The 21,621-nt window shown below is 59.6% G+C and carries 18 protein-coding genes and 2 pseudogenes; 9 read left to right on the plus strand and 11 right to left on the minus strand.

Annotated elements, in window-relative coordinates; translation table 11 throughout:
• The first annotated feature begins 21 nt into the window (after positions 1–21).
• Entirely contained in the window at positions 22–1,287 is a 1,266-nt protein-coding gene (sbmA, locus tag ACS4RS_RS13355; RefSeq protein ID WP_439010597.1) for a peptide antibiotic transporter SbmA, read from the plus strand.
• A gap of 112 nt (positions 1,288–1,399) precedes the next feature.
• On the opposite strand, the gene ACS4RS_RS13360 is transcribed toward sbmA, so the two are convergent.
• Complete coding sequence (locus ACS4RS_RS13360) at positions 1,400–2,389, minus strand: polysaccharide deacetylase (RefSeq protein WP_439010596.1); 990 nt, start codon at positions 2,387–2,389, stop codon at positions 1,400–1,402.
• Between the two features lie 122 nt (positions 2,390–2,511).
• On the opposite strand from ACS4RS_RS13360, the gene ACS4RS_RS13365 reads away from it, so the two are divergent.
• The 3 genes from ACS4RS_RS13365 (at position 2,512) to der (ending at position 5,320) form a co-directional block, all read left to right on the plus strand.
• A complete protein-coding gene (locus ACS4RS_RS13365; RefSeq protein ID WP_439010595.1) occupies positions 2,512–3,096 on the plus strand; it encodes an NnrU family protein in 585 nt (194 codons plus the stop codon).
• A gap of 102 nt (positions 3,097–3,198) precedes the next feature.
• Positions 3,199–3,882, plus strand: coding sequence for a tetratricopeptide repeat protein (locus tag ACS4RS_RS13370; RefSeq protein ID WP_439010594.1), 684 nt, complete (start codon positions 3,199–3,201; stop codon positions 3,880–3,882).
• Between the two features lie 16 nt (positions 3,883–3,898).
• Complete coding sequence (gene der / locus ACS4RS_RS13375; protein WP_439010593.1) at positions 3,899–5,320, plus strand: ribosome biogenesis GTPase Der; 1,422 nt, start codon at positions 3,899–3,901, stop codon at positions 5,318–5,320.
• A 54-nt stretch (positions 5,321–5,374) separates the two neighbouring features.
• On the opposite strand, the pseudogene ACS4RS_RS13380 reads toward der, so the two are convergent.
• Positions 5,375–5,461, minus strand: a pseudogene (locus ACS4RS_RS13380) (MarR family transcriptional regulator); the annotation flags it as partial.
• Between ACS4RS_RS13380 and ACS4RS_RS13385 the strand changes: the two are divergent.
• Positions 5,460–5,577 (plus strand): annotated as a pseudogene (locus ACS4RS_RS13385) (lipase); the annotation flags it as partial. The pseudogenes ACS4RS_RS13380 and ACS4RS_RS13385 sit on opposite strands and share 2 nt — an antisense overlap.
• A gap of 16 nt (positions 5,578–5,593) precedes the next feature.
• Here the strand turns inward: ACS4RS_RS13385 and ACS4RS_RS13390 are convergent.
• The gene (locus ACS4RS_RS13390) at positions 5,594–6,775 is read right to left on the minus strand and encodes a glycosyltransferase (RefSeq protein ID WP_439010592.1); all 1,182 of its coding nucleotides are present in this window, start codon (positions 6,773–6,775) and stop codon (positions 5,594–5,596) included.
• A gap of 239 nt (positions 6,776–7,014) precedes the next feature.
• Positions 7,015–8,055 carry a glutamine synthetase beta-grasp domain-containing protein gene (locus tag ACS4RS_RS13395; RefSeq protein WP_283197882.1) on the minus strand — a complete coding sequence of 347 codons (1,041 nt, stop codon included), beginning with the start codon at positions 8,053–8,055 and terminating at the stop codon, positions 7,015–7,017.
• A gap of 429 nt (positions 8,056–8,484) precedes the next feature.
• Here ACS4RS_RS13395 and gstI point away from each other — a divergent pair, with 429 nt between their 5' ends.
• A complete protein-coding gene (gstI, locus tag ACS4RS_RS13400; protein WP_439010591.1) occupies positions 8,485–8,676 on the plus strand; it encodes a glutamine synthetase translation inhibitor GstI in 192 nt (63 codons plus the stop codon).
• Positions 8,677–8,762: 86 nt separating this feature from the next.
• Here the strand turns inward: gstI and ACS4RS_RS13405 are convergent, their stop codons facing one another.
• The 7 genes from ACS4RS_RS13405 to ACS4RS_RS13435 form a co-directional block, all read right to left on the minus strand.
• On the minus strand, positions 8,763–9,683 hold the full coding sequence (locus ACS4RS_RS13405) for a PfkB family carbohydrate kinase (protein ID WP_439010590.1): 921 nt from the start codon (positions 9,681–9,683) through the stop codon (positions 8,763–8,765).
• Positions 9,684–9,826: 143 nt separating this feature from the next.
• Positions 9,827–10,168: a hypothetical protein gene (locus ACS4RS_RS13410; RefSeq protein ID WP_439010589.1), complete on the minus strand. Its 342-nt coding sequence runs from the start codon at positions 10,166–10,168 to the stop codon at positions 9,827–9,829.
• A gap of 134 nt (positions 10,169–10,302) precedes the next feature.
• Positions 10,303–11,289, minus strand: coding sequence for an ABC transporter ATP-binding protein (locus ACS4RS_RS13415; protein WP_012558549.1), 987 nt, complete (start codon positions 11,287–11,289; stop codon positions 10,303–10,305).
• Positions 11,282–12,289 (minus strand): ABC transporter ATP-binding protein, encoded by a 1,008-nt coding sequence (locus ACS4RS_RS13420; RefSeq protein ID WP_449313685.1) that lies wholly within the window; start codon positions 12,287–12,289, stop codon positions 11,282–11,284. The genes ACS4RS_RS13415 and ACS4RS_RS13420 overlap by 8 nt, the downstream gene beginning before the upstream one ends.
• A 2-nt stretch (positions 12,290–12,291) precedes the next feature.
• Positions 12,292–13,209 (minus strand): ABC transporter permease, encoded by a 918-nt coding sequence (locus ACS4RS_RS13425; protein WP_003592967.1) that lies wholly within the window; start codon positions 13,207–13,209, stop codon positions 12,292–12,294.
• The gene (locus tag ACS4RS_RS13430) at positions 13,206–14,129 is read right to left on the minus strand and encodes an ABC transporter permease subunit (RefSeq protein WP_003592968.1); all 924 of its coding nucleotides are present in this window, start codon (positions 14,127–14,129) and stop codon (positions 13,206–13,208) included. The genes ACS4RS_RS13425 and ACS4RS_RS13430 overlap by 4 nt, the downstream gene beginning before the upstream one ends.
• A gap of 48 nt (positions 14,130–14,177) precedes the next feature.
• The gene (locus tag ACS4RS_RS13435; protein ID WP_439010587.1) at positions 14,178–15,758 is read right to left on the minus strand and encodes an ABC transporter substrate-binding protein; all 1,581 of its coding nucleotides are present in this window, start codon (positions 15,756–15,758) and stop codon (positions 14,178–14,180) included.
• A 283-nt stretch (positions 15,759–16,041) separates the two neighbouring features.
• Between ACS4RS_RS13435 and bglA the strand changes: the two genes are divergently transcribed.
• From bglA to ACS4RS_RS13450, 3 genes are all read left to right on the plus strand, one after another.
• Complete coding sequence (gene bglA, locus ACS4RS_RS13440) at positions 16,042–17,688, plus strand: beta-galactosidase BglA (protein WP_439010586.1); 1,647 nt, start codon at positions 16,042–16,044, stop codon at positions 17,686–17,688.
• 276 nt (positions 17,689–17,964) lie between these two features.
• The gene (locus ACS4RS_RS13445) at positions 17,965–20,112 is read left to right on the plus strand and encodes a type I secretion system permease/ATPase (protein ID WP_439010585.1); all 2,148 of its coding nucleotides are present in this window, start codon (positions 17,965–17,967) and stop codon (positions 20,110–20,112) included.
• On the plus strand, positions 20,109–21,566 hold the full coding sequence (locus tag ACS4RS_RS13450; RefSeq protein WP_439010584.1) for an HlyD family type I secretion periplasmic adaptor subunit: 1,458 nt from the start codon (positions 20,109–20,111) through the stop codon (positions 21,564–21,566). The genes ACS4RS_RS13445 and ACS4RS_RS13450 overlap by 4 nt, the downstream gene beginning before the upstream one ends.
• Positions 21,567–21,621: the final 55 nt, after the last annotated feature.

The raw sequence follows: 21,621 nt of genomic DNA on the forward strand, positions 1-21,621 counted from the left end.
TTCAGGAAAGCAAAGCTCCCCGTGTTTCATTCCTTTTTTCCGCAGCCGAAGGCGTTCTTTACCTCGCTTGTTGTTTGGACGCTGATTTCCATCGCCGGCTGGTATCTCTTTGCCGCTCATCTCGGTGTATCGATGGGTTATGCGCCGGTTGCTGAGGAACAGCAGCCAATCGACCTCTCGTTCTTCCTGCTGCCCGAAAATGTCTGGTTCTACAGCTATTTCTTCCTTACGGCGGTGATCTTCTGCGGCGCATGGCATCTGAAGGCGCTGCACCACCCTTGGAAACTGTGGTCGATCTGGGGTTCGGCGCTGATTATTTTCGTCACCTACTTCGGCGTCCAGATCAGCGTCGTGATCAATAACTGGCGCCGGCCGTTCGGCGACCTCCTGCAGAATGCATTGTCGAAGCAGCCAGGCATTTCCGTCGACAATTTCTACAGCCTGATGTGGGTCTTCTGTCAGATCGCATTTCTCAGCATGTTCGTGTCGATCATGACCGACTTTTTCACCAGCCACTACATCTTCCGTTGGCGCACGGCGATGAACAATTTCTACATGTCGAAGTGGGAAAAGCTGCGTCACATCGAAGGCGCCTCGCAGCGCGTTCAGGAAGACACGATGCGCTTTTCGAGCACGCTCGAAGGTCTTGGCATCAGCCTGATCAACTCGGTGATGACGCTCGTGGTATTCCTTCCGATCCTTCTGGCGCTGTCGCATTATGTCACGGAACTGCCGTTCATTGGACCGGTGGCGAATTCGCTCTTCTGGCTGGCGCTCTTCTGGTCGACGTTCGGAACGGTTTTGCTGGCGGTCGCGGGTGTCAAGCTGCCGGGCCTGAACTTCCGCAACCAGCGCGTCGAAGCGGCCTATCGCAAGGAGCTGGTCTATGGCGAGGACCATGCGGAACGGGCTCAGCCGCTGACCGTCGGGGAGCTCTTCGGCAACGTTCGCCGGAACTATTACCGCATGTATTTCCACTACATGTATTTCAACGTCGCCCGCTATTTCTATATTCAGGCCGACGCACTCTTCGTGGTCTTCATGCTGGTGCCGACGATCGTGGCGGGCACGATCACCTACGGTATCTTCCAGCAGATCTCGACTGCCTTCGGGCAGGTCAGCAACTCGTTCCAGTACCTGGTCAACTCCTGGACAACGATCATCGAGCTTCTTTCCATCCACAAACGCTTGAAGGCCTTCGAGGCGGCAATCGACGACGAGCCGCTGCCGGAGATCGATCAGCGTTACCTGGAGCGTGAGGTGGGCGCCGTACACGCTGATGGTTGATGGGTGAGGTTTGTCCGGGCGGCGGTGGGCCGATGGAAAGACGCTTCGGCGTGCCGTGCAGCCCCTCATCCGCCCCCTCGGGCTTCGACGTCTCGCTTTAAAAACTATCCCGTTACAGCCCCGACGTCTGCTGCAATATTCCGCGCGCCTCGATCATCGGGATCGCTTCGGAATAGCTGACGCAGGCGACATCCGCTCGATGGCAGACATCGCTGACCAGACGATCGAGGGCGCGCCAGTAGGCGCCGCCGTTCATCTCGACGAAATGGAAGCCGAGTTGGAGGGGGATTCGGCTGCCAGCATATTGCTTGTCGAAAGCCTCTTTGAAGGCTGAATAGGCGCGCTGCTCGAAGGCCGCGCTATCTGCGGTGTCTTCCTCGCCCTTGGAGTGGCGGACGAAGAGATTGTAGTCCATGCCGATGATCGGTTTTTCGCTTGGGCCTTCAGGGATCAGCGGCAGGCCGAAGCGGATGATTCCATCTTCCTCGACAGGCATGGCCGGGCCTTTGGTGACGAGGCTTGCGTCGTAGCTGAAGCCCGCTTTCTTTTCAGCGGCGATCATGTCGGCGCCCGCGGTCGCGGAAAGATAGGGCGCGCGGAAACCTTTGATGCCGTGATCGACGAGATCCTGCCAGCCGGCCGGCTCCTCAAGACCGACGCTTTTCCAAGCATTCTTCAGGGTTGCGTGGAAGGTGGCGTATTCGGTCGACCAGTCGGCCTCGCTCCACTCGCGGCCGTCGAAATGGCCGCAGGCGTGGCTCGATAGGTCGTGACCTTCAAGATGGGCGTGCCAGACATTGCCGAGGCGTTCGCGGATCTCGTCGTCGCTTTGGGCGAAGCCGACATTTGATTTTCCGCGTTTCTGGTGCGGCGCCTGGTAGGCCTTCTTCGCCGCCTCGTTCATCAGGAAGGTGCAGGAGAGGAAATAGGTGAAGTGGGCACCGTTCTTCGCGGCCATCTCGCGGCTCTTCAGCCAGAGCGCATTGTCGTGGGCACCGTCGAACGAGATGATGACCAGCTGTTTCGGCCGGTCGGCCGCCTCTGCCGTGACAGGCAGAAGGAAGGAGGCAGTCAGACAGGCGGAGAGGAGAGGACGAGACATGGACACCGTGACAATTTGTTCGCGGTTTCCCTCCGATAGAATTGCGGCGAAGCTGCGGTCTCAACTGGTATTTTTTCCCGCCAGCCGCTAAGCCATGACAAACGGCACGGAAGGGACTCGCCATGACATTGCTTATCGTCGGCATCATACTTTTCCTCGGGGTGCATCTGGTGCGGGTAGTCGCCCCCGGCTTCCGCGCCTCGATGATCGCAAGCCTCGGCGAGAAGGGCTGGCGGGCGGCTTATTCGATCGCCAGTCTGGCGACGCTGATCCTGTTGATCTACGGATTCGGCCAGGCCCGGCAGGCGACCGGCATGATTTACAATCCGCCGGTCTGGATGGCGCATATCACCATTACACTGATGCTGATCGCGATGATCTGTCTGGTCGCCTCGCTGCTGCCGGCGGGGCATATTGCGACCAAGACCAAACATCCGATGGTGCTGTCGGTGAAGATCTGGGCGCTGGCGCATCTGCTCGCCAATGGCGAGACCTCGTCGGTGCTGCTGTTTGCAGCCTTTCTCGCCTGGGGCGTCATACTGCGCATTTCGCTGAAACGGCGGCAGCGGGCGGGCGAGATCGTGCTCCGGCCGTTCGTGTCAGCCAAATACGATCTCTATGCGATCGTCATCGGCATCGTCGTCTGGGCGCTGATCATCTGGAAGCTGCACGAATGGCTGATCGGCGTTTCGCCGCTGGTCATGTAACGAATCTTTCATATCCCCCTTACAACTGCGGCAAAATGGGGTAGAAGGCCCGGCAATATGCATCTTGCATAGTGTTGGGTATTTCCGCGGCCGGAGACGAGAATGGCATTCAACGACGACAGCTTCATCCGTGAAGTCAATGAGGAATTGCGGTCCGACCAGATGAAGGGTGTCTGGCGCCGCTTCGGCCGCTATATCATCGTCGTCGCCATCCTGATCGTCGTCGGCACCGCCGGCAAGGTTCTCTATGAATACTGGGACGATACCCGCTCCTCCGGCGCCGGTGACCAGTTCCTGGCGGCGATGAAGCTTGCCGACGAGAACAAGAACGACGAGGCGCTGGCCGCGCTCGATAAGCTCGAAAAGGAAGGCCATGGCGCCTATCCGGTGCTGGCGCGCATGCGGGCGGCGACCGTTCAGGCGCAGAAGGGCGATGCTGCCGCGGCGATTGCCGCCTTCAACGAGATCGGCAAGGACAATGGTGTTCCGGCTGCCGTGCGCGATGCCGCCAAGATGCGGGCTGGCTGGCTGCTGATCGAAAACGGCTCCTACGAACAGGTTTCGGCCGCGATCGAGGAAATGGCCGTGCCGGGCAACGCCTTCCGCCATTCGGCGCGTGAAGCGCTCGGCCTTGCTTCCTATAAGGCCGGCAACATGGCGCAGGCGCGGCAATGGTTCCAGTCGATCGTCGACGATACCGACAGCCCGCGCAATGTTGCCAATCGCGCTCATATGATGCTTGATCTCATTACCGCATCCGGCAAGGCGCCCGCCGCGCAGGGCTGAGTTTTAAGGAAAAAGAATGAGTTTCACGGTCGCGATCGTCGGTCGTCCGAATGTCGGCAAGTCGACGCTTTTCAACCGCCTGGTGGGAAAGAAGCTGGCGCTTGTCGACGACACGCCGGGCGTGACCCGCGACCGCCGGCCGGGCGATGCGCGGCTGATGGGCCTGACCTTTACCATTATCGACACGGCCGGTCTGGAAGAGGCCGACGAAGAAAGCCTGCAGGGACGGATGCGCGCCCAGACGGAAGCGGCGATCGACGAGGCCGATCTTTCGCTTTTCGTCGTCGATGCCAAGAACGGGCTGACGCCCGTCGACACTGCTCTTGCCGAAATGCTGCGCCGGCGCGGCAAGCCGGTGGTGCTGGTCGCCAATAAATCCGAAGCGCGCGGCTCCGACAGTGGCTTCTACGACGCCTATACGCTCGGGCTCGGCGAGCCGACGCCGATTTCGGCCGAACACGGCGAGGGCATGCTCGATCTGCGCGACGCGATCGTCGAGGCGATCGGCAAGGATCGGGCCTATGCCAAGGAGGATGTCGCCGTCACCAACGTCGATATTTCCCAGGCCGCGGGTGAAGGCGAAGATGAGGACGAAGAGCCCGTCTATGACGACACCAAGCCGCTCAGGGTGGCGATCGTCGGCCGGCCGAATGCCGGAAAGTCGACGCTGATCAACCGTTTCCTCGGCGAGGACCGGCTTTTGACCGGGCCGGAGGCAGGCATTACCCGCGATTCCATTTCGGTCGAATGGGATTGGCGCGGCCGCACCATCAAAATGTTCGATACCGCAGGCATGCGCCGCAAGGCGCGGGTGACCGAGAAGCTGGAGAAGCTTTCCGTCGCCGACGCGCTGCGCGCCATCCGTTTTGCCGAAACCGTCGTCATCGTCTTCGATGCGACGATCCCTTTCGAGAAGCAGGATCTGCAGATCGTCGATCTCGTGCTACGTGAAGGCCGCGCCGCCGTGCTCGCCTTCAACAAGTGGGACATGATCGAAGACCGGCAGGCGGTGCTTGCCGACCTGCGCGAAAAGACCGACCGGCTGCTGCCGCAGGCGCGCGGCATCCGCGCCGTGCCGATCTCCGGCCAGACCGGCTGGGGCCTCGACAAGCTGATGCAGTCGATCATCGACACGGACAGGGTCTGGAACAAGCGCATTTCGACGGCGAAGCTTAATCGCTGGCTGGAAACGCAGCAGATCCAGCATCCGCCACCGGCCGTCTCCGGCCGCCGGATCAAGTTGAAATATATGACACAGGTCAAGGCTCGCCCGCCGGCCTTCATGATCTCCTGCACCCGTTCGGATGCACTGCCGGAATCCTATACACGTTATCTGATCAACGGGTTGCGCGCCGATTTCGACATGCCGAGTGTGCCGATCCGTATCCATTTCCGTTCAGCTGAGAATCCGTTCGAAGGCAAGAAGAGGCGGACGTAGGGGGCTTTTGGGGCGCCGGTGCCCCAGGCGCGCCCTATATCGGTTGTCTTGACCTTAAGCCGTGCTCTTGTCCAGCGCTTCGCGCAGCGCCACGATCTCAGCCTGTAGCCGGGTGAGATCCACCGTATCGCGGCTCCCCGCCGGCGTTCGCGCCGCGTCGATGCTACAACGGCACGATCCGTGACTTCGTGCTGTTGGAAGCGACTGCCGAAACGCCTGCGGCGCAAAGCGCAATCGCCGTTGCGAACGATACGCTTTGCGTGAGTAAGAGCATCACTCCGCGGAGGGGAGAGGCCCGACGGTTTCGCCGGGCTTTCTGCTTCTTGGCAGCGATTTGGCAAACTGCCAGGCCTTTTTCCATTTCGGCGTAATGACGCCGTTGGCGGCGCGAATATTGTTGATGAACTGCAGCGTCGCCGCTTCCCAGGAATATTGCATGGCAAGCTCACGCGCCTTGGTGCGCGAGGCGGAGAGGGCGGCAAGGCAGGCGGCCTGAAGGTCCTGGTCGAGCGCGCCCACCTCGCTGTCTTCGCCGATGATATCGAGCGGGCCGGTGACCGGATAGGCGGCGACCGGGACGCCCGATGCCAGCGCTTCAAGGATGGTGTTGCCGAACGTATCGGTGAGCGACGGAAAGACAAAGACGTCGGCCTGGGCATAGGCTTTGGCCAGCTCCTCGCCGAACTTCACACCGGTAAACTGCACATCGGGATAGCGCTGCTCCAGTTCGGCGCGCGCCGGGCCGTCGCCAACGACGACCTTCGAACCGGGCAGGTCGAGATCGAGAAAGGCCGGCAGGTTCTTTTCCAGCGCCACGCGGCCGACCGTCATGAAGATCGGGCGGGAAAGGCCGAACGGCTTCTCCTCGAGCGGCATGGGATGGAATTGCGTGGCGTCGATTCCTCGGGTCCAGGGCATCAGGTTCTTGATTCCGCGTGCCGAAAGCTCGCGAGCAAGACTCGGGGTGGCGACCATGCAGCCGGCGCCGCCATTATGGAACCAGCGCACGAAGGCATAAAGCCAGCTTTGCGGAATCGGCAGGCGGGCGGAAACATATTCGGGAAAGCGCGTGTGGTAGCTGGTGGAGAAGGGCATGCCCTTGCGCAGGCACCAGCGGCGGGCGGTCAGCCCCAGCGGCCCTTCCGTGGCGATATGCACATAGGAGGGATTGTGTTTTTCGATCTCACGGGCGATGCGGCGGTAATTGGCGATCGACAGGCGGATCTCGGGATACGTCGGGCAGGGGATGCTGTTGAAGCGCTCCGGCGTCACCATCGAAACAGCCACGCCCATCTTGGCCAGCTCGCGATTGGTGTTCTCGATCGAGCGCACAACGCCGTTGACCTGCGGATGCCAGGCGTCGGTGATGATCGCCAACCGTTCGGGCAGGTTGCCGGCGGCTGCAGCATTGGCCCAGCTCTCGCTGTGATGAGTGTTTGCCGGACGTTGCAGCATGTCACGATTTCCATCCCCGTTGCATCGATATGCCAACGCTCAACCCCAAAGCGGGGTTCCGGAACGGCGATTCCCGCTTGCCTATTTTGAGGCATGACCATGATGGAAATATTACAGCCGCACGCTAGCGTTTGCAGGCCTTTCAGCGGCCCGATCCCCGCGAATATGTCAGCGGCCGATCGCGGTTTTCATGCGGAAAGAAGGACGGCGCCGGTCGTGGACCGGCGCCGTTTGGGAGGTTAGGCAGCAGCGGAAGCCGAGCTTGCAGTCGGAACTTCCGAAATCGTCTTCAGAACCTGCGAAGCGATCTGGTAGGGGCAGCCCTGCGAGTTCGGGCGGCGATCTTCCAGATAGCCTTTGTAGTCGTTCTTGACGAAGGAGTGCGGGACGCGGATCGAGGCACCACGGTCGGCAACGCCGTAGGAGAACTTGTTCCACGGTGCCGTTTCGTGTTTACCGGTCAGGCGCTTGTCGTTGTCAGGACCGTAGACGTTGATGTGGTCCATCAGGTTCTTTTCGAACTGCGCCATCAGTGCTTCGAAATAGGCCTTGCCGCCGACTTCGCGCATGTACTTGGTCGAGAAGTTGCAATGCATGCCCGAACCGTTCCAGTCGGTATCGCCGAGCGGCTTGCAGTGATACTCGATGTCGATGCCGTATTTTTCGGTCAGGCGCTGCAGCAGGTAGCGTGCCATCCAGATCTGGTCGGCAGCCTTCTTGGAGCCCTTGCCGAATATCTGGAATTCCCACTGGCCCTTGGCCACTTCGGCATTGATGCCTTCGTGGTTGATGCCGGCAGCGAGGCAGAGGTCGAGATGTTCTTCGACGATTTCGCGGGCGACATCGCCGACGTTCGAATAACCGACGCCGGTGTAGTAGGGGCCCTGCGGAGCCGGGTAACCCTGCTCAGGGAAGCCGAGCGGACGGCCGTTCTGATAGAAGAAATATTCCTGCTCGAAGCCGAACCAGGCATCTTCGTCGTCGAGGATGGTCGCGCGAGCGTTGCTCGGGTGCGGCGTGACGCCATCGGGCATCATGACTTCGCACATGACCAGCGCGCCGTTCGTGCGGGCCGGGTCGGGATAGATGGCGACCGGCTTTAGCACGCAATCGGAGCTGCGGCCTTCGGCCTGCATGGTCGACGAACCGTCGAAGCCCCAGAGCGGAAGCTGTTCCAGCGTCGGGAATACGTCGAATTCCTTGATCTGCGTCTTGCCACGCAGGTTCGGTACCGGAGTGTACCCATCGAGCCAAATATACTCGAGCTTATATTTTGTCATCGTGACTCTCTCAATGCTACGAAGGTGAGCAAATCCGGAGACGATCTCGGCGCGCAAGCGCACCCAACCGCCAGGGGATGCGCCTTCAAAAGCACGTAGCGTGCCAGTTCGGCCGACAGGACACGAAAAATCGCAAATCAGTCGGTCTAGATGCATTTTTCTTTTGTCAAAACCACCCCATTTCGATGGGGGAGGGCCGTATCATCAGCACGAAACCGAATTTCCCCTTCGGAACCGGATGAAAATTTCGGCGTTAGCCGGGAGTGATCAAGTGTTGAACAAATAGGCGGCCGCTCTCGGCACAGATAGCGTATCGATCAATCATAATGTAAAGATGCATATAATTTGTGCAACTTGCATAAACTATGTGCATCGTGTTATGGTCGTGGCCTTGAATGTTGATGCGCCGAACTGAATGGAGGCGATCTCATGCCCACCGGTTTCCATCGTGAATCCGCAACGATCTATCAGTTTCCCGTCAAGCCGACGCGGGCCGCAAGCCGGCTCGAGCGCGCCCGGCTGATGGAGCGCGAGGCAGCCGATATTTGCGACGCGGCGCTCGACAGCTGCTGGTATCATGACGAGGCGGTTCGCGAGTCAGATCGGCCGACGAAGTCGTGATCTCTTATCCCCTCTAACAGGGGCAGAATGCGACAAGGCGGGAAGCGCCTCTTGCATGACATTCGTGCCATTTATCATGCGCGGGCTTAGGCGCCATCCAATCCCAGTTTTTCCTTTGCTACCAATGCGCCGTGTTCGCTGACAACACGGGCTGCGACGCCTGCGGCGAAGCGGGCGGCGGCGGTTGCGTTCCCCGTTTCCAGATAGTGCGCAAGGAAGGCGCCGTTGAAGCTGTCGCCGGCACTTGTAGTATCAACCACTTGCTCAACCTTCTCGGCCGGAACGAAGCTCTCCTCGCCGGAGAAATTCAGCCTAACTCCGTCCGCACCATTCTTGACGACGATATGGATGGCGCCCAGCGCGCGATAGCGGTTGACCGTCGCTTCAATTGAATCGTCACCGAAATGGGCGGCTTCGTCGTCGAAGCTCGGCATGACGAGGACGGAGGAGCGTGCGCCCTCGCTGATCGTCGCGTGCATGATGTCATAGCTCGACCACAGGCGGGGGCGGATGTTTGGGTCGAACACCACAAGCTTGCCGGCGGCCTTGGCGCGGCGGATCTCGGCGAGCAGCGTTGCGGCGTCCTCCTGCGGTAGGATGGCAAGGGTGATGCCGGAGAAATAGACGAGGTCAGCGCTCTCCACCGCCTCGCGCAGGCTGTCGGGATCGGCGGCCAGGCTGCGGGCCGCCGAACTGTCGCGCCAGTAGCTGAAGGAGCGTTCGCCGTTCTTCAGATTGATCATGTAAAGGCCGGGAGTCTTGCCCCTGATGCGGCGGATGAGGCTCGTGCCGATGCCCGCCTTGTCGATGAAGGCCACCATCTCATCCGACATGGCGTCGTCGCCAAGCGCCGTGAAATAATCGACCGACCAGTCGGGGCCAAGGCAGGCGCGGGCATACCAGGCGGTGTTGAACGTATCGCCGGCGAAACCTTTGCGCAGCAGGCCGTCGCCGGCCTGCGAGAGTTCCACCATGCATTCACCGATCGATAGAAACCGTCTGCTCACCTTGTCCTCCCGGCACTGCTCTTCATCGCTGATACGCGGAGCCAGACGGAGTGACAAGCGTTGATATCGTAGATGCCGATATCGCAGGAGGTAAAAAGCCCGTCTTCGCAGACGAGGCGAAGGCGGGCGCCGGCGAAGGCTGCCTATTCGTGGATCGTGTAGCTGCCCATCTGGCAAAGATCCTGCGTATCTTCGGTGGTCGCGAGGTTTGAGCCTTCCTCGAATTCGAAGCGCATATCGTATTTGCAGACGGTGCGGCCGTCGGCGATGGTGATATCGATGCTTTCGCCCGGATCGAGAACGTCTTCGCCGAAGACGTCTTCCTCCCAATCGGCGACTCCCGTCGGCGAGCTGTAGAAGCGCGTCAGGACGGAGTCGGTGCCGTTGATGAGCGTGAACTTCAGATCTTCGGCCTGTGCCGAAACGGCGGAGGCAGCGATGATCGCAGTCGCAACTGCGATCAATCCCGATAGTTTCGATTTCATATATGCATTCCCCTAACCCTTGATTGGGCGGGATAGAGTTAGCATGCGCTCAGATAAATCTTTCTTATCCGGGACTTTAGAACCCAAAATAAGTCCGTTTTTCCAAGCGCTTCACCCTGAGGTTGCGTAGCCGCTCATGGCCTGTCCATATGATAGCAGGCCGCCTTCTGGCCGGGGCGGACCTCCTCGGTCGGCGGCATTTCGGTGCGACAGATATCGGTCGCCTTCCAGCAGCGCGGCGAGAAGACGCAGCCTTTCGGCGGGTTGAGCGGCGAGGGTGGATCGCCCTGCAGGCGGATGCGGGTGCGCAGGCGTGCGAGCTTCGGATCCGGGATCGGTGCTGCGGAAAAGAGCGCCTGCGTATAGGGATGGGCCGGATGATCGAAGACGGTGGCGCAGTCGCCCGCCTCTACCACCCGGCCGAGATAGAGCACCAGCACATCGTCGGAGATCAGGCGGACGACGGAAAGGTCGTGGCTGATGAAGATCAGCGTCAGGCCGAATTCCTTACGCAGTTTACGCAGAAGCGTAATCACCTGCCCCTGGATCGAGACGTCGAGGGCCGAAACCGGTTCATCGCAGATGATCAGCTTCGGCTTGGTGACGACGGCCCGGGCAATGCCGATGCGTTGCGCCTGGCCGCCGGAGAATTCGTGGGGATAGCGGTTGATCATCTCCGGCACCAGCCCGACTGCGGTCATGATCTCGCGGACACGTTCGGTGCGCTCGGCCTTCGAAAGCTTCGGCTCGAAAACGGTGAGCGGTTCGGCGATAATGTCTCCAACGGTCATGCGCGGGTCAAGCGAGGCGATCGGATCCTGGAAGATGATCTGCATGTCGCGGCGGGCGGCGCGCATTTCCTCCTCCGAGAGGTCGAGAAGATTGCGGCCCTGCCAGAGGATGCGGCCCTTTTGCGATTTCAAGAGCCGCAGGATGGACCGGCCGAGCGTCGACTTGCCGCAGCCGGATTCACCGACGACGCCCAGCGTGCGGCCTTCGGCGAGATCGAAGCTGACATTGTTGACGGCGGTGAGGAAAATCGGCGGCTTGAACAAGCCCTTCGCCGGCAATTCGAACTGGGTCGTCAGGTTCTCGACCCTTAGAAGCGATCGGTCAGCCATGGTTCAGCAACTCCTCGCGACGCGGGAACGGATGATAGCAGGCGGCGCAGTGACGCGGCGCCAGTGTTTCGAGCGGCGGCGGATGGTCGATGCAATCGTCCTGGACCAGCGAACAGCGGGGCGAGAAATTGCAGCCCTTCGGCAAGTGCTGCAGGTTCGGCGGGCGCCCGGGGATGACGACGAGGTCGTCGACATCCTGATCCGGGCGTCGGATCGAGGCGTGCAGCGCTGCGGTATAGGGATGAGCGGGATTGTCGAAAAGCTCGTCGACGGGCGCCTCCTCGACGATGCGACCGGCATACATGACGGCGACACGGTCGGCGAGGCCGGCGACGACGCCGAGATCATGGGTGATCATGATCAGCGCCGTATTCATCTCCGCCGTCAGGTCGTTAAAGAGATCGAGGATCTGCGCCTGGATGGTGACGTCGAGCGCCGTCGTCGGCTCGTCGGCGATGAGCAGCTTCGGTTTGGTGAGCAGCGCCATGGCAATGACGATGCGCTGGCGCATGCCGCCGGAAAGCTCATGCGGATAGAGGTGGAAGCGCCGCGTCGGGTCGGGGATGCCGACACGTTTCAGCATGTCGAGGGCAGCGTCCGATGCGGCGCGTGCCGTCAGGCCGCGGTGAACCTCGAGCTGTTCGGTCAGTTGCCGGGAAATCTTGAGCGACGGATTCAAGGCGGTCATCGGATCCTGGAAGACCATCGCCATGTCCTTGCCGCGAATCTGGTCGAGCTCGCGCGGTTTCAGCGACAGCACATCCCTGCCTTCGAGCAGCGCATGTCCCGTCGTTCTGCCGTTCTTGGCGAGCAGGCCCATGATGCCGAGGAAGGTCTGGCTCTTACCCGAGCCGGATTCGCCGACAATGGCAACGCGCTCGCCGCGCCGGACGGTGAGGTTCATGTTCGAGACCGCCTTCACCTCTCCATCCGGCGTCTTGAAGGTGATCGAATAATTCTTGAGTTCGAGGAGGATGTCTTTTTGTGTTTCGTAGGGCATTCTTAGCGATCCTTCGGGTCGAACGCGTCGCGCAGGCCGTCGCCGATGAACAGCAGACTGAGCAGCAGGGCCACGAGGAAGCTTGCCGGGAAGATCAGCAGCCAGGGCATGCTTTCCATGGCGTCGGTCCCCTCGGCGATCAGGGTGCCGAGCGAGGTCAGCGGTTCCTGGACGCCGAAGCCGAGATAGGAAAGGAAGCTTTCGGTGGCGATGATTTCAGGAACAGTCAGCGCCGCAAAAATGACCACCGGTCCGACGAGGTTCGGAATGATGTGCTTGACGATGATCTTGAATGGCCGCTGGCCGGAGGCACGGGCCGCCTCGATGAATTCGCGATGCTTGATCGACAGCGTCTGGCCGCGCACGATGCGGGCCATGGTTAGCCACTCCAGCGCGCCGATCGCTGCAAAGAGCAGATAGACGTTGCGGCCGAAGATTACCATCAGCAGGATGACGAAGAGGATGTAGGGAAGCGCATACATGATATCGACGAAGCGCATCATGATCGCGTCCAGCCTGCCGCCGATATAGCCGGATATCGCACCGTAGAGCACGCCGATGACGACCGAGACGACGGTCGCCGTCAGTGCTACGGCAAGCGAGATGCGGGTGCCATAAAGCACGCGGGCGAGAAGATCGCGGCCGTTCGGGTCGGTGCCGAAATAATGGCCGGTCTCGATCGAGGGCGGGATGCGGAAGGCGGCCCAGTCCGGATCCTCGTAATTGAAAGGAATGAACCAGGGGCCGAGGAAGGCTGCCAGGATCAGCAGCGCCAGGACGACGATCGACAGCACGGCCGCCTTGTTGCGTCCGAGGCGGCGCAGCGCATCCCTGGTGAGCGAGCGGCCTTCAGGTGCAAGGCCTTCCGCCTCCAGGAGCTCCTGGGCGAGAAGTTCGCGTTTTGCGGGGTTGAGGATCATCGGTTTCTCACTTTCGGATCCAGCCAGGCATAGGCGATATCGACCAGAAGGTTCAGGAACACGATCAACACCATGTAGAAGATGACCGTACCGAGAACCATGCCATAATCGCGGTTCAGCGCCGCGTTGACGAAGTAGCGGCCGATGCCGGGCAATCCGAAGATGCTCTCGACGACCAGCGAGCCGGTGAGAAGGTAGCTTGCTGCCGGACCCAGATAGGAGACGACCGGCATCAGCGCGGGCTTCAGCGCATGGCGCATCACCGTCAGCCGCGGGCCGATGCCCTTGGCCTTCGCCGTGCGGATGAAGTTCTGGTTCATCACCTCGATCATCGAGCCGCGGGTGATGCGCGAGATGCGGCCTGCATGCGGCAGGGACAGAACGACGATCGGCAGGATCAGGTATTTGATCGACCCGTCGCCCCAGCCGCCGACCGGAAACCAGGCGAGATGGATGCCGAAGATAAGCTGCAGGATCGGCGCGATCAGGAAATTCGGCAGTACGACGCCAACCAGGATAAGGGCGCCCAGAATGTAATCCGGAGCCTTGTTCTGGTAGAGCGCCCCAAGACAGCCGACGGCCACGCCGACGATGATGGCAATCAGAAAGGCAGCCGTGCCGATGGTGAAGGTGTATGGCAGACCGATCATGATCTGCTGGGCGACGGTGAAATCCTCACTCGCAAAGGAGGGGCCGAGATCGCCCCGCAGCAGGTCGCCGACATAGATCAGATACTGCTGGATCAGCGGCTTATCGAGATTGTAATGGACGGCAAGGTTTTTCAGGATCACCGGCGGCAATGGCCTTTCGCCATCGAAAGGGCCGCCGGGGGCAAGGCGCAAAACGAAAAAACAGGCTGTGACGGCGATCCACAGAACCGGGATCGTCGATAGCAAACGACGGAGGGCGTATTTGATCATGGTCGTGGGCCGGTCCTTGCCGCAAAGCGCGGCAAGGACCGTTTTCCCTTACTCTTTCATCGACAGCCAGCGGGTGCGGTGGATGTCCTGGATGTTATCGACGAAGCCTTCGATCTTCGGTGAGACGACGTTCTTCGAAACATAATAGTAGATCGGCAGGGCGGCGGAATCATCGAGCGCCAGTTGTTCGGCTTTCTTGAAGATTGCCGCGCGCTTGGCGAGATCGGTCTCGGCGTTGCCGTCCTTGATCATCTTGTCGTAATCAGGATTGGACCAACGGCCGTAATTCATCTGAACGCCTGTGACCAGGAGGTTCAGGAAGTTGTCTGGGTCGTTGTAGTCGGCCAGCCAGCCGGCGCGGCCGATCTGCACTTCGCCGCGTTGCAACTGGTCATAATGGACCTTGGTCTCGGCATTGACGAGTTCGACATTGACGCCGAGCGGCTTCCACATCGAGGCGATCGCCACGGCGATGCGCTTGTGATTGTCGTTGGTGTTGTACTTCAGTTCAGCGGTCAGCGGATGATCCGGACCGAAACCTGCTTCCTTCAGCAGCTTCTTGGCTTCCTCGACCTTGTCCTTGTAGGGAAGATCCTTCCACGAGACGTATGCCGGTTCGCCGTAGTTTGCCGTGCCCGGCGGGACCCAGGAATAGGCCGGCAGTTCGCCGGTGCCGAGAATCTGCGGGCCGATGACTTCGCGGTTGATCGCCATGGAGAGCGCCTGGCGCACGCGCTTATCGGCGAAGGGCGGCTTGGTCGAATTGATGACGTAGTAGTAGAGGCCGGAGAAGGGAGCGACATGCGCCTGGCCCGGCAGGTTCTTCTTCATCCACTCGTATTGGTCGGTGGGGAAATCGGTGAGGATATCGAATTCGCCGGCGCGGTAACGTTTCAGTGCGGCTTCCTGATCCTCGAGCACGAAGAACTTGGCGCCATCAATCTTCAGGTCCTTGGCGCCGTACCATTGGTCGTTCTTGACCGTGGTGACATGCGAGCCCGGAACCCACTCGACCGGCTTGTAAGGTCCGTTGGTGACGATGTTGCCGATCTTGACCCAATCCTGGCCCTTCGCTTCGACGACGTGCTTCGGCAGCGGATAGGCGGTGTAGTGCATCAGAGCGTTGAGGAAATAGGGCGTCGGGTTTTCGAGCGTGATTTCAAGCGTCTTGTCGTCGATCGCCTTGACGCCGAGCTGATTGAGATCGGTGATCTCACCCTTGTTGATCTTTTCCGCGTTCTTGATGGTGAACTGCAGATAAGCATAATCGGCGGCGTTCTTCGGGTCGACGAGGCGCTGGAAGGCGAAGACGAAGTCTCCCGCCGTTACCGGCTGGCCATCGGACCACTTGATGCCGTCGCGAAGCTTGAAGGTGTAAACCTTGCCATCGGGCGAAATGGTCCAGCTTTCGGCCTGGCCGGGGACCGGATTGTCCTTGGCATCTTCCGTGACCAAGCCTTCGAAAATGTCGCCGGCGATACGATTCTCCCAGTCGCCGGAAAGCTTCTGCGGATCGAGCGATTGCGGGTCGCCACCATTGTGAATATTCAGCGTGGCCGCATGCGCCGAAAACGCCAGCAATGTGCCAAACATTGCGGAGGCGAGAAATTTTTTCGTGAACTGGTTCATGGTGGGTCCACCTTTCTAGGCTTTGCGCCTTTATTAGACATCTGTTCCCGAGATTTGACCTCTTACGTGCAGGTCAGTGCGCACCTTATCGCAAAGGAATCGCGTTGCAACCCCAAATCCGGAGGCGGGAAACGGGTTGTGGACAAGCCTATATCCGTCTCCCTTTTGTTGGATCGCGACGATACTTTGCGACATTCCAGCACCTTCATGACTGTCTCATATGTTGTCTTTTGTTTCGTCCGCTTTAGTGTGGCGAGCGCTAACGAGCGAGGAGATCTAGCCGATGACATTGCAGGCAGGCGGGAATGCGGACTGGTGGCGCGGCGCGGTGATCTACCAGGTTTATCCGCGCTCGTTTCAGGACACCAACAGCGACGGGCTCGGCGACCTCAAGGGGATTACCCGCCGGCTGCCGCATATCGCCAGTCTCGGTGTCGACGCGATCTGGCTTTCGCCTTTCTTCAAGTCGCCAATGGCCGATATGGGCTATGATGTTTCCGATTATTGCGACGTCGACCCGATCTTTGGGACGCTCAGCGATTTCGACGAGATGATGGCGGAGGCGCACAGGCTCGGCATCAAGGTCGTCATCGACCAGGTGATCTCGCATACATCAGACCAGCACCCCTGGTTCGTCGAAAGCCGGACGAGCCGAACCAATCCGAAGGCGGATTGGTATGTTTGGGCCGATCCGAAGCCCGATGGCACGGCGCCGAACAACTGGCTGTCGATCTTCGGCGGGCCGGGCTGGGAGTGGGACGGCGTACGCCGGCAGTATTACCAGCACAACTTTCTGACCTCGCAGCCGGACCTCAATTTCCATAGCAGGGAAGTGCAGGATGCGGTGCTGGAGACGGTGAAGTTCTGGCTCGACCGCGGCGTCGACGGCTTCCGGCTGGATACCGTCAACTATTATTTCTGCGACAAGCAGCTCAGAAGCAATCCGCCCCACGAGCCCGATGAGGATGATGCAGGCCTCGATGCGCCCGACAGCAATCCCTACGGGATGCAGAATCACCTCTATGATAAGACGCAGCCGGAAAACGTCGATTTCCTCAAACGCTTCCGAGTGCTGCTCGACCAATATGAGGATCGCACCACCGTCGGCGAGGTCGGCGACGGTGCGCGTTCGCTGAAGACGGTGGCGGCCTATACGAGCGGCGGCGACAAGCTGCACATGTGCTACACCTTCGACCTGCTGGGACCGGATTTTACCGCCGAGCATATTCGCAGCTGCGTCGAAGCTTTCCAAAAATCCGTGACCGATGGCTGGGTCTGCTGGGCTTTCTCAAACCATGACGTCATGCGACACGTCAGCCGTTTTGCGCTGACCGAGGAAGAGCGGCCCGTCATCGCCAAACTGGCGATCTCGGTGCTTTCGGCGCTGCGCGGTTCGATCTGCCTCTATCAAGGCGAGGAGCTCGGCCTGCCGGAGGCGGAGCTTGCCTTCGAAGATCTGCGTGACCCGTACGGCATCCGCTTCTGGCCGGCCTTCAAAGGCCGCGACGGATGCCGCACGCCGATGCCCTGGGAGGCGGGCAAGGCGCATGCGGGCTTTACTTCAGCCGAAAAGAGCTGGCTGCCGGTGCCTTACGAGCAGGCAGCCCTTTCCGTGGATACGCAGGAGGGGAGCGACAGCTCGGTATTGCATCACTATCGCAAGACGCTCGCATTCCGGAAGAGCCATCCGGCACTGATCGACGGCGAAATGACCTTCATCGGCACCAATCAGGACCTGCTCGTCTTCACCCGGGAAAAGGACGGCGAAAAACTGCTCTTCGTTTTCAACCTGACGCGCAAACTGGCGGAATTCTGTCTGCCTGAAGGCATCAGGTTGCGCGAACCGCTCGAGATGCCGGGGTTCGAGGCGGTGTCGGCTTCGGGGCTGGTGAAGCTTGCGGCGCTGGACGGCTTCTGTGCGCGGCTTTGAGGATCATTTCAGCAGTTTGTCGGTTTCGGTGGCATGCAGGCACTTGTAAATCTCGCTAGTAAACGAGGCTCCTAGGATGAGCGGTCGTCAGAAGAAAATTGTTTGTTAGCCGTCTTTCGTGCTTTCTCAGTGACAACCATCCCGAAATGTTGCGAGTGCTAATTTCTCCATGGCGTTGTAACGCTCAGTGAGCTACATCGTGAGCAAATGGCGAAAGTGAACGGTTTGCCGCTGTAAACACGCCAAACTGCAGCTTCAGGGAGAATGACTTCGTACATGGACGGTGCCGTTCCGCAGCATTACGACTCCGGTCTTCGTGCGCTTTGTGGTATCGCCGCGTTCTACCGTATTGCCGCCGATCCGGTTCAATTGCAGCACGACCTGGCGTTGAAAGGGCGTACATCCGAAGCGATCGACATTCAGCGAGCAGCCAAGATCATCGGCCTCAAGGCGCGTCTTGTTGAGAAGGTCACCGAGCACCGCCTTCGATCCATGCCGGTTCCCGCAATCGTCAAAGTGGCCAATGGCTCCTTTCAAGTGCTCGGGGGGCTAAACCCATCCGGAAAGTATAGGCTCGTCGATCCAGTAACGCGCGTCGATCGGGAAATAGCCGCCTCAGATATCGTCGCGGAAATCGGCGCGCGTGTTATTCTCGTGTGCCGGCGCATAAGAGGCGAAGGGTCCGACCCGCGAGAATTCGGCTTCAAGTGGTTTCTGCCGTCGATCTGGCGATATCGAAAGCCGCTGGCCCACGTATTGCTTGCATCGCTATTTGTGCAGATCTTTGCGCTGATCACACCTTTGTTCTTTCAGGTCGTCGTCGACAAGGTCCTGACTCACAAAGCTTATTCGACCCTGTTCGTGCTTGTTGCCGGTATCGCGATTATTGGCTTCTTCGATGTGCTGCTCCAGTATCTAAGAGCCTACGCGTTGGCTCATACGACCAACCGGATCGATGTTGAGCTCGGTCAGCGATTGTTCCACCATCTGCTGCGGCTGCCGCTAGGCTACTTCGAAACGCGATCCGCCGGCCAGACTGTCGCCCGTGTTCGAGAACTTGAAACGATCCGCGCATTTCTGACAGGGCAAGGATTGTTTTCAGCGCTCGATGTCGTTTTCACTTTTGTGTTCATCGCAGTTCTCTTCGCTTACTCCTGGAGCTTGACGCTGATCGTCATTGCCGCCATCCCGATCTACATCCTGATCGGAATCGTGGTTCGCCCGCCGCTGCGCGAATTCGTCAAAGAGAAGTTCAATCGGGGGGCGGCCAGTCAGCAGTTCCTGGTCGAGGCGATCGTCGGTGTTCACACGGTTAAGTCCGCGGCGGTGGAGCCGGTGATGCAGGCGCAGTGGGAGGAGAAGCTCGCAGCCTACGTGCGAACGGCTTTCGATACGACACTGCTTGGCGTTGGCGGACAAAACGCCATTCAATATGTAAGCAAGCTTGCCACGGCGGCCCTTCTTCTTTTCGGTGCGAAAGCCGTTATCGACGGGGAGCTTTCCGTTGGCTCACTTGTCGCCTTCAACATGATCGCCGGGCAAGTTACGCAGCCGGTTTTGAGGTTGTCTCAACTTTGGCAAGATTTCCAACAGGTGCAGATCTCGATCGACAGGCTCGGTGACATTCTGAACACGCCGATGGAACGCCAGCCGGGCTCCCGTCTGTCGTTGCCTTCGCCAAGGGGGAATATTGAACTTCGAAATGTCACCTTCCGTTATCGGCCCGGCTCCTCGGAAGTCTTGAAAAACGTATCGATTGAAATCAAATCCGGAGAGGTTATCGGCATCGTCGGCGCATCGGGCTCCGGAAAGTCTACGATCGCCAAACTGGTTCAGCGTCTCTATATCCCCGAAGAGGGGCAGGTCCTTCTCGACGGTATGGATCTATCGCAACTCGATCCCGCTTGGCTTCGAAGCCATATCGGAGTCGTTCTTCAAGAGAACCTGCTGTTCAACCGGACGATCCATGAGAACATCGCTTTCTCAAACCCGGCGATGAGCCGCGCGCAGGTTATTGCGGTCGCCAAGCTCGCCGGCGCCGATGAATTCATTCTGCGATTGCCGCAAGGCTACGACATGATGATCGAAGAGCGCGGCGCGAACCTCTCCGGTGGCCAGCGTCAGAGGATCGCCATCGCCCGCGCCCTTGCCACCAGCCCCCGGATTCTGATTTTCGATGAGGCGACCAGCGCTCTCGACTATGAAAGCGAACGCGTTGTGCAGACCAATATGCACCAGATCGCCGCTGGCCGAACGGTTATTATCATCGCGCATCGGCTCGCAGCTGTGCGGCCTTGCAATCGGATTATCGGAATGGCTGACGGCCGCATAGCGGAAGTTGGAAGCCATGATGATCTGCTTCAGCGCCCCGATGGGCTCTATGCGCGGCTATGGGCTTTGCAGAATGATAGGGGCGTCGCATGAAAAGCGCGCCTGCCCAAGCTGTTCGATACGCCGGCCTTCCGCCGCGCCCGCAAAAGCGATCCGATCATGAGTTTCTGGCGCCGGCAATCGAAATCCTGGAGACACCCCCTTCGCCGGTGCGGTTGGCCTTGATCTTGATCATTTGCGCCTTCGTCACAACAGCTTTAATCTGGTCCTATATCGGCCACATCGACATCATCGCGGCCGCGCAAGGCAAGATTCAGCCGACCGGCCGGGTCAAGGTTGTTCAGCCATTGCTGACCGGGAAGGTGAAGGCGCTTCCGCCACCAAATGGCGCGCACGTCGAAAAGGGCGATATCCTCCTTGAACTTGATCCAACGGATGCCATTGCCGATGAGACGGATGCGGCAAAGGGTCTGGCGTCCGTCAGCGCCGAGGTCCGGCGCCGAAAAACTGCCGTGGACTATGTTCGTTCACAGGAGATGAACCAGACGCTGCCAACGATCTCATGGGATGCAAGCGTGCCCGATGAATTGCGCCGCCGGGAAGAGGGCATCCTCCGGGGCGACCTTGAACAGCGCCAGGCTGCAGTTGCCTCGCTTGATGCTCAGAAGCACCAGAAAGAGGTGGAGCGCGACCGCCTGACAGTGACGGTCGCGGCTCAGAACTCTCTGGTGGAAACGCTGAAAGAGCGAGTGACGATGCGCAATATGCTGGCTTCGAAAGAGGCCGGAACGATGGCGAGCGTGATCGATGCGACCCAAACTTTGAAAGAGCAGGCGACGCAGCTTGCCATGCAGGAGGGCCAGCTTGCAGATGCCGCAGCGGGAATCGAAGTCTTTACAAGGGAAAAGGACAAGGTCACACGGACGTTCCTGAGCGATCAACTCGTACGGCTCGGCGATGCGGAACGTCGGGTCGAAGAGCTGGAGCAGCGGCTGGCGAAAGCGAGAAATTTTCGTGAGCAGATGACATTGCGCAGTCCAATAGACGGCACGGTGCAAGCGTCCTCGATTACCAGCGTCGGTCAAGTGGTGACCGTCGGACAGGACGTTATGCGCGTGGTTCCCGAGGGCAGTACCTTGGAGCTCGAAGTTTACGCTCTGAACAAGGACATCGGCTTCATCAAGGTCGGGCAAGAAGCTGTCGTAAAGCTCGAAGCTTTCCCCTTTACCCGCTACGGAACGATCGCGGCCCACGTCACCAAAATCGCGGCAGATGCAATCCCGGAACCCGATGCCGCACGCCGTGAAGGCGATCCTGCGACAAGACAGGCGCAGGCACCGTTCGGCAGCGCCGAGAGGATGCAGAACCTCGTTTTTCCCGTCACCTTGAGTCTGGAGGTCGATCAGATTTCAGCAGATGGTCGTGTCGTCAAGTTAAGCGCGGGCATGGCAGCAATCGCGGAGGTTCGAACGGGCGAGCGCAGGATTTTGGAATACGTCTTCTCGCCTTTGGTCGAGGTTGCGGAGGAAGCGCTTCATGAGCGCTAACGACTCCGCCGATTTTACTGAATAAAAATGAAGCTTTTGGTTGAAGTTTCCCCTT

This window comes from Rhizobium sp. F40D2 (assembly GCF_051810745.2).
Lineage (GTDB): Bacteria > Pseudomonadota > Alphaproteobacteria > Rhizobiales > Rhizobiaceae > Rhizobium.